Here is a 15,786-nt window from a genome sequence, read left to right as displayed (position 1 = left end):
GGTGGCGAGGATGCTCTTCATTCTCTACGACGAATGATGGGCGCGCAGATCGACACGCGCCCTTCCGATCACTGATTGGATGGGCGAAGCAGGGACAAAAAGAATAAGGAGGCGGACAACCTTATCGGTCATGGCGGCACTCCTGAACGATTTCCTGGGTGATAGCGAAACAGGAGCGCGGCAGGTAGCACTTTTCACGCGCAGCCGCCCCGGTTTGGCTAGGCTGGCAAACTGACTACCGGCGTGAAACCGCCGAAGATCATCCGTTTGCCGTCGAAGGGACATGCGCTGGCGGCTGCCATGCGCGGATCTTTCATGAATTTCGCCATGCCGGCATCGCGGGTGGCTTTATCAGGCCATTCCACCCAGGAGAACACCACGGATTCGTTTTCCTCTGCCTGCACGGCGCGACGGAAATCGGTGAGCTTGCCTTCGGGTACGTTGTCGCCCCAGCACTCCAGTACCCGTGTGGCGCCGAACTCCAGAAAAATGACGTCAAAGGTATTGGCGTGCTTGATGAACTGCTCGCGGTTGGCGTTGGGTACGGCGATCACGAAACCATCGATGTAGGACATGGCTGTTGCCTCGATGGTGGCCGGAATGGTCACCTTCTTCCTTGCGACGAACGAGCGCACGCAGGATCGACATGGGATCTGAAACTTACTTATCAGAGTTACCCGCAGCTCGATTTGCGCGGTTGCCCGATTCCAGATCCTCCACGTTGTAGCGGATGGGGACGCTCGGCAACATCAGCATGGGCACGGGATCGCCAGCGGTTACCAATACTTGGTCTATCGGAATGGCGTCCTCCACCTCGCTCGCGACGAACGCCTGCACCAAACGAGTTGTCCCTGGCTTTGGAAGCATGGCTTGTGGGATTGGAGTGGGCTTCCTGCCCATATCCAGGAGCCAAGCCGGACGCCCTCCGACTTTGCGCATGTTTGGATTTGGATGAACAACTTGCAGGTCGACAGAACCCGCAAGGAGGCCGACCGTGAGAGGCTCGCCGTGGCGCATAAGGACCACGGACCGATCACGACTCTTTGACCGCGCAACAGCATAGAGATCGGCATCCGGACGGTTCATCGGGATCGGCGAGAGCCCCGCTTGATCGATCGTCAAAGGGTCTATGCCCGTGATTCGTTTAAGCCGTTCGGCCATGAGTACGACCTTGCCGCCCTCGGCAGCGATAGGTCTCTCAGCGATGTGATGTTCCCCCGCATAAATCAAGACTTTTTCACCGGGGTATTGATGCAGTGCACGAGCCACGAGCGCTTCAGCCTGGTCTTGTTCACGCTGTGCCTGTGCTTCTTCCGGGTCTTTTGCATATTCCGTGCGCGCCGTCTCGTAGGAGACAAGGCGATATCCGAGCGACAGCGATTGCCGCAAGAAATCGGCAAACACGGGGTCGTCTAAATAGTAGCCACTGGATTGTCGAACGTAGCCGTCTGTCGAGAGCTTTGCCATTTTAGAGAGTGAAGCAGCATCGTCTGCATCGCGCTTCAATGCTTCGACCGCGAGTACCGTGAAACCCAAGGGGCGCAGCGCATGCGCAACTTCAAGGCCGAACGCCCGGCTGCGTGGATCGAGATGGTTCTCGTCGAGGATGACAATCCGTGTCTGCCGCGCACGTCGTACGATTTCTGGAATAGCCGATACACCCCTGGCACTGCGAAGGTCAGCAAGCTGGTTTGGTGGAACATGGAAGTCTGCGGATTTGGCCGGATTGAACGTAGGCACGCCTGTCATGCACGACATCACCTGCGCCCATTGATCATACACGTCAGGGTCTTTTATATCGGCGGCTGACTTTATCCTGAGACTAGCCAGAAGCCCGAATGATGCCGCGAGGTAGCGACCATGCCTCGCGTCCTCGACCGATTGGGCGTTGGCAGCCTGTACCTGTTCGGGGCTTAGTGGGAGGAGAGGTGCGGGCGCGGAAGTCGGCGTTTGCGCCTGGCTAGCCGCAGCGATGCTGGTGCAAATCAGTGCCACGGCGATTCCGGAAAGTCGCATAGGGATACTCCATAGTTCGTTTCGGACTATCGTGTCTTGGATGGTGAAAAGCAGCAATGGTTGAGAATCGAAAAATCAGCGAAGACACCTTCGAAACTTGACGTGTTCGGTGCCAGCAGGTGCTGGATGCGAAGCAGGGCGCCCAGTCTTGGCCAGCGATGCGCCACGGATTCGCCATAACCAGTGTGCAGGATTGCCGTTGGTTCCTCTCTTCGACAAGGAAGCGTCCCATGGATCGTTCATGTACTCGCCGCTCAACCATGACTGCGGCGATGTTCGCGCTTTCGTTCGCCTGCATGGCGCCATCCGCGAAAGCGCTGGATGCTCTCGCGACGAAAACATCGGATGTCCGGCTGCAGCAGACACTTGATGCGCTGGCGCGGCGTGCGCGTCCGGGAACACTGGGTGTCGACGTACTCGATTTGCAAAGCGGTGCCGAAGCCAGCGTGAATGCCGGCCAGGCCTTTCCGATGATGAGCGTATTCAAGGCGCCGGTGGCTGCTGCCGTGCTTGCACGTGTCGATGCAGGCAAGCTCTCGCTGCAACAGCAGGTGACGCTGACTCGTGCGGACGTGGTAAGTGGCTCGGCCGTGCCATCCATTGGCGCGCATTTCCGCGGCGAGCGGATGACGTTCACGGTCGAACAGTTGTTGCAGGCCGCGGTCAGTGAAAGCGACAGCACGGCGGCGGATGCGCTGATGAAGGTGGTCGGTGGTCCGCCAGTGGTGACCGCGTTCCTGCATGCGCATGGCATCGATGGCATGCGTGTTGATATGGGCGAGGCTGGAGTGATGCGGATATTTGAGGACCTGGGGCCCGGGCAGGAGATACCTGCGAATGAATCCGCACAGGTGTCGCTCGAACGCCATCGTCGCGGCTTCAAGGCTTTCCTTGCTGCGCCGACCAATCGAAGCACGCCGGATGCTGCCGTCGTGTTCCTGCGCAAGCTGCATGGCAATGAGTTGCTGACACCGGCTTCCACGCAGCATCTGCTCGGTCTGATGGCAGCACAAACCATTCCGAATCGTTTGAGGGCAGGAGTGCCGCAAGGAATTCGTCTTGCGGACAAAACCGGCACGTCCGGTTCGCTGGACGGCAGAACAGCGGCGTTCAACGACATCGGCATTCTCAGTGGACCACACGGTCACACCGTGATCGTTGCCGCCTTCCTCACCGATTCGACTGCTTCGGATGCGCAACGTGACGCGCTGTTTGCGGATATTGCCCGCGCGGCAGTAGCGTCATTTCACCTTTGAAGAAATGAGTACGGTGACCTCTCATCTACGACATGCGGACCGAAAAGCGAGGATGGTATGAACAAGGCTAGATGGATCAGCTTGATTGCTGCGTTGTTGATATCCGTGACCGCCAAGGCGGCAGTCACCGGGACCGAGGGCCTGGTCAATCAGCAAGACATAGCATGGCAACCCGCGGTGCCGGCAGTTCAAACACCGCTCTGGCCGGAAGGTCTCTCGATCGCGCCTCCCGCTACGCCGGGAGAAGAGGTATTCGGAACAGGAAAAGAACAGGTCGCCGGTCGCCCGCTCACGGTCGTCGAGCATGTGTCACGTCCCACGATGACCATCTATCGCCCGACAGGAAAGAACACTGGCGCCGCTATAGTGGTGTTTCCTGGCGGCGGCTATCAGATCCTGGCGATCGACCTGGAAGGAACCGAAGTCTGCGACTGGCTCACTGCCAAGGGCATCACTTGCGTCGTCTTGAAATACCGGGTGCCCGGCTCTGGCCCCTATTGGGCCAAGGAGTGCAACTGTCGGCGGGACCCTGCCGTACCTATGGCCTTGCAGGACGCGCAGAGAGCAATCGGGTTGCTGCGCGAGCGCGCGGCAACGCTGGGTATCGACCCTCACAGGATAGGCGTTCTCGGTTTTTCGGCCGGTGGACGCATGGTGGCCGATATCAGTAATCACACGAAACGCAGCTATCGACCCATCGATGCAGCCGATCGACAGAGCAGCCGGCCGGATTTTGCGATGGCGCTTTATCCTGGTCATCTATGGAAAGAACCAGGCCTCACGTTGGATCCGGGCGTCAAGATTGCTGCCAACTGCCCTCCCACTTTTATCGTCCAGGCGGAGAACGACCCTACGGACGATATCCGTGAATCCCTGACTTACTACCTCGCACTTCAGCGGGCGAACATTCCGGTGGAGATGCATCTGTATGCCAAGGGTGGCCATGCCTTCGGCGTGCGAAAAACGGCGAACCCGATCACAAGCTGGCCAGCCCTGGCGGAGAAATGGATGAGCACCATCGGGATGGTTCCCGCTACGGGCCAATAAAAATAAACGTCTGCAGCAAAGGGGCAGAGACGTTATCCGATCATCATTGTTTGTCCATGCGCCAACGCACCACTTGTTCAAGCAAAAGTGTCAGAGACATTTTCGAAAACGCGAGGCACTATTTCGACGCCGAGACAGGTCAGGGGCGACTTTTTCTAAAGCTGCACTCTGATCTGGTTTCGGCAGGCTAGAGCGTGAGTGTTCCGCGTAATACAACGATGCCTGTCCCCGATAATTCCGGATCGGGCGTCAGGCAAATGTGCAGTAAGCTCCGACGCCCCATCTTCACCCCTTGCTCAACAACGAGCGTTTTCTCGGGATTCAATAGACCTTCCGCACCTAGATAGGCGCATAAGGGACCAGCGGCCGTGCCGGTCGCCGCGTCCTCCCATAGCCCTACCGTCGGGTTGAAGAAGCGCGCATAGGCCGTGTCCGGCGAGGCCGGATCAAAGGCATAGACGTAGCAGCCTTCGGCGCCGGCGTTTCCGAGCACCGTTAGGAGCGCCTGCGCAGATGGCGCCGCACGATCAACCGCCTGGGCATCGCGCAAGCGGACCATGAGATGTGCAGCGCCGGTATCGGCAGCACGCGCTGCAGGAGTCGGCGCAATATCATGCAGGTCGAGTCCTAATGCATCAGCCAGGGAGTCGGTTGTGTCCAGGGGTGCCGACAATCGCAACGCTGCTTGCCGCATGCGGCCATGGACACGACCACCCACATTCACCAGCGTGATCGGCAGCACGTCGTCGCCGATTTCCTGCCGAAACGTTCTTGGCGTGTCGAGCGATCCCAGCAGACCGTGTTCGCCCATCCACAACCATGCTCCGAGCGCATTGTGGCCTGCACCGAATACTTCCGCGCCGCTGGCGGTAAACGAGCGCAGCTTGCGGTCGGCTCGATCGCTTTTCATCAGGAACGTGGTTTCGGCCTGGTTGAACTCGCTGGCAATGCGTCGCATCTGAGCGTCCGATAGCCCATCGGTATCCTCGACCACGGCCAGGGGATTTCCGCCGAAGGGGATCTCGGCGAAAACATCGATCAGGCCAGCTGTGAATTGCGCCATGTTCCATCCTTGCTTAAAGTGAATTCAGATCATCATCAGAGACTGGCCGCCAACTTAAGTCGCTTGACGACTTTGTTCAAATTCGTAATCTTCAACTTTTAGATGAGGTGGATTCATCATCGTCAGTCACAGCCTTCCACCTCTGATTTCCCTGCGCGCCTTTGAAGCAGTGGCCCGGCGATCCAGTTTCAAGGCCGCGGCTGAAGAGCTGTTCGTCACGCCTACTGCGATCAGTCATCAGATTCGGCAGCTCGAAGCGCATCTGGGTCTTCGTGTGCTGGAGCGCACACCACGCGCCGTCAGGCTGACAGAGGAGGGCAGCGTGCTCTATGAGGCAACCGCGGCCGGTTTTGCCGGAATCGCCAAGGCGGTGGCGCACCTGCGCGTGAGGAAGGACTCGGCGATCCTGACGTTGACCTCCACGACGGCGTTCTTGAGTCACTGGATGGTGCCGCGACTGGCCGAATTGCGTCGGCTTCTCCCTGATGTCGATCTGCGCCTGCACGCGTCGGACGCGATCGTTGAGTTGCGATCGGGCGGTGTGGACGCTGCCATACGCTATGGAAAGGGGCCGTTCGCCGGAGTCGCAACCATCCCGCTGCGGAATGACGTCTTTGGCCCGGTCTGCAGTCCCAGGCTGGGATTATCGAAGCTGGAAGATCTGCGACAGGCCACGTTGATTCATATCGACGGCCGCCAGGTGCCCACGCCGGCACCCGATTGGTCGCGCTGGTGTGCTGAGGCAGGTCTCCCCAATGCGGATACGCGGACAGGAGTGCGATTTCCCGACAGCACGCTGGCGGTACAGGCCGCCATTGCAGGTCATGGCGTCGCGATCGTCAGTCTGGTTCTCGTGGCGGATGCGTTGGCCTCTGGCCTGCTCGTAGCACCGTTCGTGCCGGTTCTCCGCGGCGAAACCTATCACTTCGCCTGCGCGTTCGATCTGGAGACACGCCCCGATATCGTTGTCTTGAGGACTTGGCTTCTGAGCGTCATGTCAGGAACCGCCGGTCTATAACATCCAGTTGCAAATCACCCCGACGAGCGGTCCGGCTTTCACCGCTACCGTCCAGTTTGCGATCAACCCCGCCAATCTCGGCCAGTTTCAGCCCAGCCAGCAACTGCCCGTGGAGTACGAGCCCGGCAATCCCAGCCACGCTGTCATCGCCATCGGTCCCTGGCTTTCGGCGCTTGCATTTGATAGCGCTGACACAGTGCGAGTTAGGTCTTGCAGGACTGCTGTTTCAAAGCGCAGGACGGATCGTAAAGCAGGAACATTTGCGCAAGTCGGTATCAAGAACAGATGCCGAGGTGCCGTCTGCATTTATAGTCGAGAAACGAAAGGGTCGTTTAACCACTTGCCGGAACACCCATGAAATACGCTCTGTTCCTGTCTCTGATCGTATTGAGCTTTCACACCATGGACGGCGAGGCGGCGCAGACGATGCTTCCTACTACGGACCTCGGCGTGCGCTGCACTGATGAAAAGGCGCTAGCTCTCGTTACAACCCCGGATGGCACGGCCAAGCGCATGGCACAAGTCCTCGGTTCGCCTGAGGGCAATGCGTTCGAAAAATACTGCAAGAACGCCATGTCGGGCGAGGCGGTTACTCTTGTAAGCCGACGTAAAAATACCTCTGTCGTGACGCTCAACGAACAGACATGGTATGTGCCGAATATCGATTACATGACGGTGATGAAAAGCTGCATAAAAAGAGGCGCGCGACAAACACTGTTGGGCCGGGTCGTTCAAGGCACTGCAAGCAGCGGCGATGACCATCCGTCCAAGACCTACCAGTACGCGCGTTTGCAATTGGACAAGCCGGTTTGCTTCATCGGGAACCTTGCGATTCAACACGATGAATTCGTGTCGTTGCCGACCACGACAGACAGCGCGACGCAGGCCGTGAGCAACCTGCAGGGCCAGCATGTGCAGATCACCGGCACACTGGAGTCACCCGACACTATGTTTCAGCCGCCGGATAACATGATGATGTTCGATCCTGCGATTCACGCTACAAAGCAGGGGACAGGGTCGACCTCCCCTGAACATCCACTCTGACCGCGATCTCGGGTTTCGCGCTCTCTAGTTGGGGAGTGATACGTTTATATCGGATCATCAAACACAAGGAGAGCATGTGAAAAAGATTGCGTTTCTTTCGGCTGGAATCCTGGGCCTTTGCTGCTTCACATTCAGCGGCTTTGCATCAGCCCAGTCGGCCCAGTCGGCCCAGTCGGCTTATTCTCAACGTGTACCGCTCGATACCATCAATAAATACGTTGGCTCCAACGGCTCGATCAAAGAGATAACACCGATCTTCAGCCAGCTACTTCTTGTAAGCGTGCCTGGAAATTTCAGATCCGTTTTCGAAAACGTGGGCAATGCAGGCACGTTCTATATTCAGGAGTCGGTGCCTGCCGGCGAAAGCAAATCCCAATGGACGCAGATGATCACGCAAACGGGCGGCAAGGGCCTGGCTTCCAAGATCAACATCACGCCTCAATTCGTGGCGTTCGATCTGGCCAAGCGGTTCCACTCGGTATGTCCGACGTCCTTCAGCAGTCTGAATCTAGGCGAGGTCCAATTAAGCGGCGTCTATGCTTACGCCATGGTCTCCAGTTGCGGCACTGTGACCGAAGCCGGTGCTTCGCATAGCGAGTCCACGCTGATCGTGGAAATCAAAGGCAGTAATGACTATTACGGCTTGCAGTGGGCGATACGCGGACCCGCATCGGCTCAGCCCATTGCTCTGGACGAGGCGACATGGCGAGGACGGCTTCAGCATCTACAGCCCATCAAACTGTGTCCAATCGTCCCCGGTGAACAGATGCCTTATCCGAGTTGTACCGGCTAAGTCGCTGGTTTGATGCGGGTCAGCCTGCATCACGGTGGGAGAGTGGGTGAGGCTACCCGCATTGCTGCGTGCTGTGGAATGATCCGGGCAACAGCACGGCACGAGACAGCATGCGAATGCGAGGTATGAGATCAGCACTGAGTGCGCAAGAAAAAACGGAGGTTGACGTTGTCAATGGTTTGACTGCTCGACGGTAGTAAAACGTCATAACATCTCCCCGAAATTGACGAATTTATTTCAGCGAGAGCCAGCGGCCACCAAGATCACTACTAGTGATCACTACTAGTAAAGTGACTGCAATAACATGCGTGCGCGGTGAACGGAATTTCCAGTTGCGGGTTCCCCCTATGCGGGTGCATGCTTCGTGGCGGTTGTTCGGTAGCAGATTCATGGCTGGTTGATTTTGCCTGTCCCAGGTATCCCTCTATTACAAGGAATTTAGTATGGCGCTCGTACGGCAAGTTATTACCTCTCTCGCGCGCGACGGCACCGATCTGTTGGGTACCCGCAGTTTGGCCGTAAAGATCGTGGATGAGAGCATCGTATCGGGCTCTCTTCTGACGGTGGAGAGCAATCATTTCTGCGTACTCAAGTCACGCGGCGCGGTGCTCGAAGTTTATGAAACCGGACAATTTGCGCTGACCACGCCGGACAAGCCGCTGTTGGGTTCGATCGCGCAGGGCTTCTTCGGTGGTTCGTCGCCGTGGGTGTTTGAAGTCATCTACATCAACCGCTCGAAGCTGCTGGTTCGCAGTCAGGGCGTCGCCACCAGCGCCGAAATGGCCGAAATGGCCTATCAGGTCGACTATTACATTCATGTCGATACCAAAGCGGCGGCGCTCGACCTGATTACCCATCTGCCATTCAATGGCCAGCTGATCGATACGAAGGAGGTTGCCGATTACGCCGGACCTGCGATCGAGCAGGCGATCAACCAGATTGTGCAAGTGACGAAGATGGAGGATATCAACGCGCATATCGGCGAGATTCGTGAATCGGTCAAGAGTCATCTCACCGATTTCCTGCATATCTTCGGGATCACGCTCAACGATCTGAAGGTGCTGATCATGCCGAAGGATGAGCGCATGCGCGAGCTCATTTCGCTGCAGGCTATCGGTCTCACCCCGATCGAAGCGGTGCGTTATTACCTGGCTCTAAGGATGGCCGACAAGGGGCTTGTGTCTGCGCCCAACGCGGCCGCGGGTATGCCCTTCCAGATCGGTGTGCCCACAACGGGTGTTTATCCCGTGGGCGCGGAGACCGGTCTCTCCAGCGGGATATAGTCACGATGTCCGGCTTTTATGATGAAGGCGAACTACGGCGCATCGCCATCAATCTGTTTTATGGCTGGGGCTACAATTTCTATCGGGTGGAGAACCAGCTGCGCGCAGATGACCAAATGGTGCGCAGCCAGGCATCTCGTCTGCTCGGCATGGCGCGCTCGAGCGTGGAGCGCGCCGAGACTGATTATCGACACGAGTTCATCAGAACTCCGACCCGCGAGAAGCCTTTTCCTGATCCCGATATCGTGACGGGTGCCCGCGACCTCGAACGGCTTGGCGCGGAAATCGGCTTGGTCGGCAATCGGCTGCAGGCGTTGCCAGTGCCGGAAAATGACCGCATGACGCAGCGTTACCGCAAGGAAGCCGACACGCTACAGGCGTTGATCCACACCGATGAGCAATTGACCGGGCAGGCGTCGCTGATGCAGACATTGCTGGATGGCAAGAACGGTTTGTGGATGCTGGAACACCAAGCTGAGATCAAGGAGGGTTTGCTGGCGATCCAGCAGACCCTGCGAGGTCGCGAGGAAGCGTTGATCGGTCGCGTCGCATAGCCATAGATAGATTCAAAAGATCAGTGCAACTGCGTCGGCATACTTGTCGCCAATCGGTTGCACATCGCTATAGCGCTTCATCCAGGGAGTCTTCGCCATGTTCACCATCATTGTTCTGGTCATTGTTGTCCTCGTGGTGGTGGTGAGCACTCGCCGGTTTCGAAAGCGCACTGCGCAAATAAAAACCATACTCGAATCGATGGACAAGGATCGCCCAATTGGCGGGATCACCTCGGTGCTCGCGCTGAAGGAGGAAGTGAAGGCGACTCTTCTTGCTCAAGCGATGGCCCAGGCGGGCTCTTCATCTTCAGAGATTCCTCCTCAAGGAGCGCTCGGCGTAGGTGAGATCATTTCCATTTCCTCGTTGGCGACCGGTAGCCCCGAGGCAATACTCGAGCTCGATGCCATTGGTGCACCGAAGCGCCGGGTTGTGGCGCCCCTTCCCGAAGGGCACGGATTGACGCGCGGCGATCGCATCTACGTGTTGCTTGATCAAAGCGACCCTTCCGTCGTCGCGCTTGCGCCCGCTTCCATGACCGGAGTGCAGACTCTGCCAGTGGGAGCCAATCGACTTGACGCCCTCGTATTGGGACCGCAGATTCTGGAGGCGGGTGCGAAGGCGAAGGGCGTCGTCAAGACGGCCGATTCGATACCGATGGCCGATGCGACGTTAGCTGCGCGCGGATTCAGCAAATGGCGGCTTGATCTGGAAGTGACCCCGGAAAGCGGCTGGCCTTATCGCGCCGAACTCACCATCAGCCTGTCGACGCCGGAAAAGGCTGCGCGCATTGCCCATGCGGGTGCGGAGGTAGCGCTACGCTACGATCCGGATGACACAAAGACGGTGAGCATCGATTCGATCGCGATGGGCTATGGCAATCCCTATGAAACGCTATCGTCGCCGATGCAATCGACCCGGACCGTGACCATTACTACCACGATGGGTTCACCCGGTGGGCAGACCGTGTTGCTAGTGAATGCGGGACGAAACCTTATCGAGGTAATCAAAATGGTGCGCAGCGCCCGTCCGGGGATGTCTTTGCTCGACGCCAAGAACTTGGTGGAATCCGCCCCGCAAAAGCTGCTGGAAAATCTCGCGCCGGAACAGGCGGATTCGATCAAGCGCCAACTCGAGAGCGCAGGAGCTACAGTGATTGTGGTGTGAGCGGATGGCATGCTGATGCATCTACCGCGCGCGAAAGCAAACAAGGAAGTCACGAGATGGTCAAACAGGTTTTCGTTTGTCTTGCATTGGTTGTCGCCGCATGGCTTGCGCTGCCGATTGCCGCACTCGCTGAAGGTCCGGCGAATAGCGTTCATGAGCCGACCTATGCGGCTGACGGCCGGCTGATACCTCCGGTCGATTATCGCGAGTGGATCTTCCTCAGCTCGGGTCTGGACATGAGCTATAACGAAAAGGCTCTGGCGTCCGAGTAGCCAGTATTCGACAACGTCTTTGTCAATCCGGAGTCCTATCGTACCTTTCTGCAGACGGGTACCTGGCCGGACAAGACGCAGTTTGTGCTGGAAGTGCGCAGCTCATCCGCCAAGGGCTCGATCAATCATCGCGGCCACTTCCAGAATGGCGATATCCAGGGCATCGAGGTTCATGTAAAAGACGCAGCGCGATTCGACGGCGGCTGGGCGTTTTTCGATGTTCAAGGCAATGTGCCCGCCGCCAAGCTACCGATGACCGCCGCCTGCTACGCCTGCCACCGCGATCATGCAGCGGTCGGCACAACCTTCGTCCAGTTTTATCCGACCTTGCTGCCGATTGCGCGCCAGCATGCGACGCTCAGTGCCAGTTACCTCAAGGACGAGGCCGATCTCGCAAAAACGGTGCACTGAGTCTGGCATCGGTGAAAGCAAGCAAAGTGGAATGAAAATCGGATGTGTCGTGCAATGCGTATGGACGGCCAATCGCCTACGGATTTCGGCGAGGCTGAACACCTGTCCCGGCTGGCACTGATCGGGTCGCGGGTACCGATCACTGGTTAGCTTTGCATGGCATCGCCGATAGCGGTTGTCGACGTAACAGTGTGGCGAGCTTGTGCTTTTTCTGAAACTGCATTCTGATCCAGTTTTTGGTATCACTTGCACCACGCCAAGGGGAAACAGGAAATGTCTGCAAGCATCTTCATGAAACGAATGGCGCTGATCATGTTGTCTGTGTGGGTCTTGCCAGCGCTTGCCGCCGAGCCATCTTTGCTGCTGACCCACCTTACGGTCGTCGACGGCACCGGCATGCCAGCGAAGCCGGACATGACGATTGCGATCGAGGGTGGGCACATTTCGGCGATCTATCCAGACGGCAGCCGGGCGGCACCGAAGGGCGCGCGCGTGGAAGACCTGAGCGGACGTTATGTGATCCCCGGCCTGATCGATGCGCACGTGCATCTCACCGGTGCCGAGCCGGATTTCGCGCACTACCTGCCGCATCTGCAGGCACTGCTGCGCGGCGGCGTCACTGCCGTTCGCGACATGGCTGGTGATGACCGACTGATTGGCTACCTCGCCGACGAGGCGAATTCGGATGCGCTGGCATCGCCTGACACTTACTACGTGGCGTTGATGGCCGGCCCCACGTTCTTTGCCGAGGACGAGCGTGTGCAGGAAGCTTCCGCAGGCGAACAACTGGGCTTTGCGCCATGGATGCAGGCGATCAGCCCGAGCACCAACATTCCGCTTGCCGTCGCGGAAGCCAAGGGTACCGGCGCGACCGCGCTCAAGCTTTACGCCAATCTGCCTGCCAGCCTGGTCACAAAGATTGCCGCTGAAGCACATCGGCAGGGCCTGCGCGTGTGGACGCATGCGACGATTTTTCCGGCGACACCGGGCGATGCAGTGGCGGCCGGCGCCGATACCATTTCGCACAGTCCGTATCTTGTGTGGGCAGCGGCACCGAAGGTGCCGGACGACTACCGGGTGCGTGCCATGGGCGATTTCACGCATATCCGGCCGGATGCTCCGCAAATCCTCGCCCTGTTCAAGGCGATGACACAGCACGGCACGATACTCGACGCCACGCTCCTGCCGTTCGAGCAGGAGGCGGAGCACGATCCCAAAAAGGTGGGCGCCGGCATCATGCCGTGGAGCTATGCCGTCACCCAGCTGGCTCATCGGCAGGGCGTGTTGGTCGACGTGGGCACCGACAGTTCCGGACTCCCCGACAACGCGCATGGCCCGGATCTGAAGGCATTGCCGCTGGTGCATACGGAAATGGCGCTGCTGGTCGAGCATTGCGGCTTTACGCCACTCGAGGCGATCCATGCGGCCACGCAAGTCAGTGCGGCCGCGATGGGGCAGTCATCCCAGCGCGGCACGATCTCGCCCGGCAAGCGCGCCGACCTGGTCGTGCTGATGGCCGATCCAACGCGCGATATCCATAACACCGGAAAAATTGCATTCGTGATCAAGAACGGCCGCATCTACACGAATGACGGAGGCTGAGGTTTTTCGTCGTAACAGTGAAACACGGATGATCCAATGTTCGGCAGCAATACTCGGTGGAACAACAGTGCGCGTAAAACGGGCCGTAGGTAGTTAAAGTGCAATAACCACTTCCAGCCTGTTTGTCGCTCATGCAGTTCCAGATCTTCCCGAGATAGGCGACGCTGTCGCTTGCATCGGCTGGCGGGTCGATGCTGAAAGCGTTTTAGCACTATTGTCATCAATCGAGATTTGCCAACGATGAGGATCAGTAACCCATGGGTATAACCAGGCGAGAAGCCCTTCGGTTGTTGGCTGCCGGTCTCGGCGCGGGCCTGGTATCAGGGCGATTGCAGGCCGACGACAAGCCTGATGCAATCGCTGCCCGCTTTGCGCGTGACGTGGCGAGCGACGTCGGGCCGGGGAAAAAGTTTGGCGTCGATGGCCACGCGCAAAACTATCCGGGCAACACGATCATCTGTCACTTGAATCACCCGGGGTGGCAGTTCGAAGCGATGCAACAGGTCTACGCCGAACTGCGCGCACAGGTTGGTGATGCACAGATGAGCTGGCTGCCGTCCTCGTCGTTCCACATGACGGTGTTCGATGGGGCGCTCGATGTGCGTCGCGCAGCTGGCGACTGGCCGCGCGGATTACCGCTCGATGCGAGCATGCGCGAATGCAATGACTATATCGCTGGCAAGCTGCGCGATGCCGACTTCGGTTTCGAACCGCCGATTCGCATGGTCGCCTATGAAGCGCCGCTCACACCCAAATGGACGGCCATTCCGTTGCGACCGGTTGATGACGCCGAAGAGCGTCGCTTGCGCTCCCTACGCGATCGAATCGCTCAGGTGATCGGCATTCGCCATGCCGGTCACGACCAATACATTTTCCACACCACCTTCGGCTATCGCATACGGCCACTGACACAAGCGACTGCGCCGCAGTATCTGCAGCAGCTCTCGACGGCGCTGCGCAAGATGCGAGAGCGCATTCCCGTTTTCGAGATGGGTGTGCCGGAATTCTGTCTCTTCAACGACATGATGTCGTTTCAGACGCAGTTTCTTTTGAAGTGAAAACGCGGTAAAGCGAGCGAGGGCCGAATATTCAAGCGTGCTCAATCCCGGCATGGGACGCTGAGTGTGTTTAATGCGGCAACAAGTGTAGGGGGAATACAGAACCGGCATGCACGGGGACATCCTTGAAGATACCGAGTAACGATGCACTCGCTGCAGCGTCGGTTTGTTCGTGGCTTTCAATTCGCCAGCGGCTCGGTCAGCGGGGGGCGACGCGCGCTCAACGCGGTGCCGACCGCCGCCACGATGATCGCCACGATGGCCAGCCACTGAAGCAGGCTGATCCGTTCGTCCAGCAACGCCACGCCAGCCACCGCCGCTACGGCCGGCTCCAGACTCAACAAGGTGCTGAATGTGCGCGCCGGTAGTCGGGTCAACGCGACCATCTCCAGCGAATAGGGTAGGGCCGAGCTCAGTACCGCCACACCCAGCGCGTACGGCAACAGGGTCGGCGACAGCAGGGCGCTACCGGCATGCGCGACACCGAACGGTATTGCCAGCAAGGCACCGATCGAGGTGCCCCAGGTCACCGTGTCCGCCCCGTAGGCGGCCCCGGCCTTTTTCCCCAGCACGATGTATAACGCCCAGCCAACACCAGCGGTCAACGCGTACATCACGCCAACCGGATCGAGCGCCTGCATCTGTCCGCGCAGCGGCAACAACAGGGCCAGACCGGCCACCACCAGCGCGATCCAGACGAAGTCGATTAACCGGCGCGAGCTGATCAGCGCCAGAGCCAGCGGCCCGGTGAATTCCAGCGCTACCGCGATACCCAGCGGGATCGTGCGCAGCGACATGTAGAACACCAGGTTCATTGCACCCATCGAGAGGCCATAGCCCCATAGCGCACGCCAGTTGCGCTGACTACCCGAGCGGCGCCACGGCCGTCGCCACAGCAGCAACATCAGTGCGCTGAGCCCCAGCCGATAGGCGGTAGCGCCCTGTGCGCCGACCTGAGGAAACAGGTGTTTGGCCAGCGACGCACCACATTGGTACGAGACCATGCTGATCAATAGCGCGCCGACCGCGAGCGCGAGCGGAGCAACAGTGGAACGTGACGACATGAGCGCAGCCGCGGCGGGAGAACAGTTCGTCCATGATGCCCGCAGATCTAGATGAAGCCCACCATGCAGATCGTCTTGCCGTTGCCATTACTGACACCGCCTGTCAGCAATGGACGGCATGACTCGCGGGATGACGCATG

The 15,786-nt window shown here is 58.6% G+C and carries 15 protein-coding genes and 1 pseudogene; 12 read left to right on the top strand and 4 right to left on the bottom strand.

What is annotated here, in order from left to right:
• Positions 1-218: 218 nt before the first annotated feature.
• Positions 219-575 carry a DUF1428 domain-containing protein gene (locus HDE79_RS13675; protein ID WP_184602508.1) on the bottom strand — a complete coding sequence of 119 codons (357 nt, stop codon included), beginning with the start codon at positions 573-575 and terminating at the stop codon, positions 219-221.
• Positions 576-660: 85 nt separating this feature from the next.
• Positions 661-2,016, bottom strand: coding sequence for a hypothetical protein (locus tag HDE79_RS13670; protein ID WP_184602507.1), 1,356 nt, complete (start codon positions 2,014-2,016; stop codon positions 661-663).
• A 230-nt stretch (positions 2,017-2,246) separates the two neighbouring features.
• On the opposite strand from HDE79_RS13670, the gene bla reads away from it, so the two are divergent.
• Both bla and HDE79_RS13660 read left to right on the top strand, forming a co-directional pair.
• On the top strand, positions 2,247-3,272 hold the full coding sequence (gene bla / locus HDE79_RS13665; RefSeq protein WP_184602506.1) for a class A beta-lactamase: 1,026 nt from the start codon (positions 2,247-2,249) through the stop codon (positions 3,270-3,272).
• Between the two features lie 81 nt (positions 3,273-3,353).
• On the top strand, positions 3,354-4,319 hold the full coding sequence (locus HDE79_RS13660; RefSeq protein WP_255488409.1) for an alpha/beta hydrolase: 966 nt from the start codon (positions 3,354-3,356) through the stop codon (positions 4,317-4,319).
• A gap of 187 nt (positions 4,320-4,506) precedes the next feature.
• Here the strand turns inward: HDE79_RS13660 and HDE79_RS13655 are convergent, their stop codons facing one another.
• A complete protein-coding gene (locus HDE79_RS13655) occupies positions 4,507-5,382 on the bottom strand; it encodes a PhzF family phenazine biosynthesis protein (protein WP_184602504.1) in 876 nt (291 codons plus the stop codon).
• 115 nt (positions 5,383-5,497) lie between these two features.
• Here HDE79_RS13655 and HDE79_RS13650 point away from each other — a divergent pair, with 115 nt between their 5' ends.
• The 10 genes and pseudogenes from HDE79_RS13650 (at position 5,498) to HDE79_RS13610 (ending at position 14,582) form a co-directional block, all read left to right on the top strand.
• Positions 5,498-6,400 (top strand): LysR substrate-binding domain-containing protein, encoded by a 903-nt coding sequence (locus HDE79_RS13650; protein WP_184602564.1) that lies wholly within the window; start codon positions 5,498-5,500, stop codon positions 6,398-6,400.
• 354 nt (positions 6,401-6,754) lie between these two features.
• The gene (locus tag HDE79_RS13645) at positions 6,755-7,444 is read left to right on the top strand and encodes a hypothetical protein (RefSeq protein WP_184602503.1); all 690 of its coding nucleotides are present in this window, start codon (positions 6,755-6,757) and stop codon (positions 7,442-7,444) included.
• 76 nt (positions 7,445-7,520) lie between these two features.
• Complete coding sequence (locus HDE79_RS13640; protein WP_184602502.1) at positions 7,521-8,237, top strand: hypothetical protein; 717 nt, start codon at positions 7,521-7,523, stop codon at positions 8,235-8,237.
• Positions 8,238-8,680: 443 nt separating this feature from the next.
• Positions 8,681-9,520 carry an SPFH domain-containing protein gene (locus HDE79_RS13635; protein WP_184602501.1) on the top strand — a complete coding sequence of 280 codons (840 nt, stop codon included), beginning with the start codon at positions 8,681-8,683 and terminating at the stop codon, positions 9,518-9,520.
• 5 nt (positions 9,521-9,525) lie between these two features.
• A complete protein-coding gene (locus tag HDE79_RS13630; RefSeq protein WP_184602500.1) occupies positions 9,526-10,074 on the top strand; it encodes a hypothetical protein in 549 nt (182 codons plus the stop codon).
• 97 nt (positions 10,075-10,171) lie between these two features.
• Positions 10,172-11,239 carry a ribosomal protein L7/L12 gene (locus HDE79_RS13625; protein ID WP_184602499.1) on the top strand — a complete coding sequence of 356 codons (1,068 nt, stop codon included), beginning with the start codon at positions 10,172-10,174 and terminating at the stop codon, positions 11,237-11,239.
• Positions 11,240-11,295: 56 nt separating this feature from the next.
• Complete coding sequence (locus HDE79_RS21830; RefSeq protein WP_221440152.1) at positions 11,296-11,511, top strand: hypothetical protein; 216 nt, start codon at positions 11,296-11,298, stop codon at positions 11,509-11,511.
• 18 nt (positions 11,512-11,529) lie between these two features.
• A pseudogene (locus HDE79_RS21825) lies at positions 11,530-11,922 on the top strand (cytochrome P460 family protein); the annotation flags it as partial.
• A gap of 273 nt (positions 11,923-12,195) precedes the next feature.
• The gene (locus tag HDE79_RS13615; protein WP_184602498.1) at positions 12,196-13,524 is read left to right on the top strand and encodes an amidohydrolase family protein; all 1,329 of its coding nucleotides are present in this window, start codon (positions 12,196-12,198) and stop codon (positions 13,522-13,524) included.
• A gap of 257 nt (positions 13,525-13,781) precedes the next feature.
• The gene (locus HDE79_RS13610; protein WP_184602497.1) at positions 13,782-14,582 is read left to right on the top strand and encodes a DUF1868 domain-containing protein; all 801 of its coding nucleotides are present in this window, start codon (positions 13,782-13,784) and stop codon (positions 14,580-14,582) included.
• 179 nt (positions 14,583-14,761) lie between these two features.
• Here HDE79_RS13610 and HDE79_RS13605 read toward each other — a convergent pair whose 3' ends face one another.
• On the bottom strand, positions 14,762-15,646 hold the full coding sequence (locus tag HDE79_RS13605; RefSeq protein WP_184602496.1) for an EamA family transporter: 885 nt from the start codon (positions 15,644-15,646) through the stop codon (positions 14,762-14,764).
• Between the last annotated feature and the right edge of the window lie 140 nt (positions 15,647-15,786).

The sequence above is a fragment of the Rhodanobacter sp. MP1X3 genome, from assembly GCF_014207165.1.
Taxonomy (GTDB): Bacteria; Pseudomonadota; Gammaproteobacteria; order Xanthomonadales; family Rhodanobacteraceae; genus Rhodanobacter.
The sequence above is the reverse complement of the archived record's forward strand: the minus strand, read 5'-3'. Positions and strand labels throughout refer to the sequence as shown.

What these genes read in the sequence shown, in the direction of transcription:
- HDE79_RS13615 (WP_184602498.1), top strand. Translation starts at nt 12,196, where the DNA reads ATGTCTGCAAGCATCTTCATGAAACGAATGGCGCTGATCATGTTGTCT.
- HDE79_RS13645 (WP_184602503.1), top strand. Translation starts at nt 6,755, where the DNA reads ATGAAATACGCTCTGTTCCTGTCTCTGATCGTATTGAGCTTTCACACC.
- HDE79_RS13630 (WP_184602500.1), top strand. Translation starts at nt 9,526, where the DNA reads ATGTCCGGCTTTTATGATGAAGGCGAACTACGGCGCATCGCCATCAAT.
- HDE79_RS13605 (WP_184602496.1), bottom strand. Translation starts at nt 15,646, where the DNA reads ATGTCGTCACGTTCCACTGTTGCTCCGCTCGCGCTCGCGGTCGGCGCG.
- HDE79_RS13635 (WP_184602501.1), top strand. Translation starts at nt 8,681, where the DNA reads ATGGCGCTCGTACGGCAAGTTATTACCTCTCTCGCGCGCGACGGCACC.
- HDE79_RS13670 (WP_184602507.1), bottom strand. Translation starts at nt 2,016, where the DNA reads ATGCGACTTTCCGGAATCGCCGTGGCACTGATTTGCACCAGCATCGCT.
- bla (WP_184602506.1), top strand. Translation starts at nt 2,247, where the DNA reads ATGGATCGTTCATGTACTCGCCGCTCAACCATGACTGCGGCGATGTTC.
- HDE79_RS21830 (WP_221440152.1), top strand. Translation starts at nt 11,296, where the DNA reads ATGGTCAAACAGGTTTTCGTTTGTCTTGCATTGGTTGTCGCCGCATGG.
- HDE79_RS13675 (WP_184602508.1), bottom strand. Translation starts at nt 575, where the DNA reads ATGTCCTACATCGATGGTTTCGTGATCGCCGTACCCAACGCCAACCGC.
- HDE79_RS13625 (WP_184602499.1), top strand. Translation starts at nt 10,172, where the DNA reads ATGTTCACCATCATTGTTCTGGTCATTGTTGTCCTCGTGGTGGTGGTG.
- HDE79_RS13610 (WP_184602497.1), top strand. Translation starts at nt 13,782, where the DNA reads ATGGGTATAACCAGGCGAGAAGCCCTTCGGTTGTTGGCTGCCGGTCTC.
- HDE79_RS13655 (WP_184602504.1), bottom strand. Translation starts at nt 5,382, where the DNA reads ATGGCGCAATTCACAGCTGGCCTGATCGATGTTTTCGCCGAGATCCCC.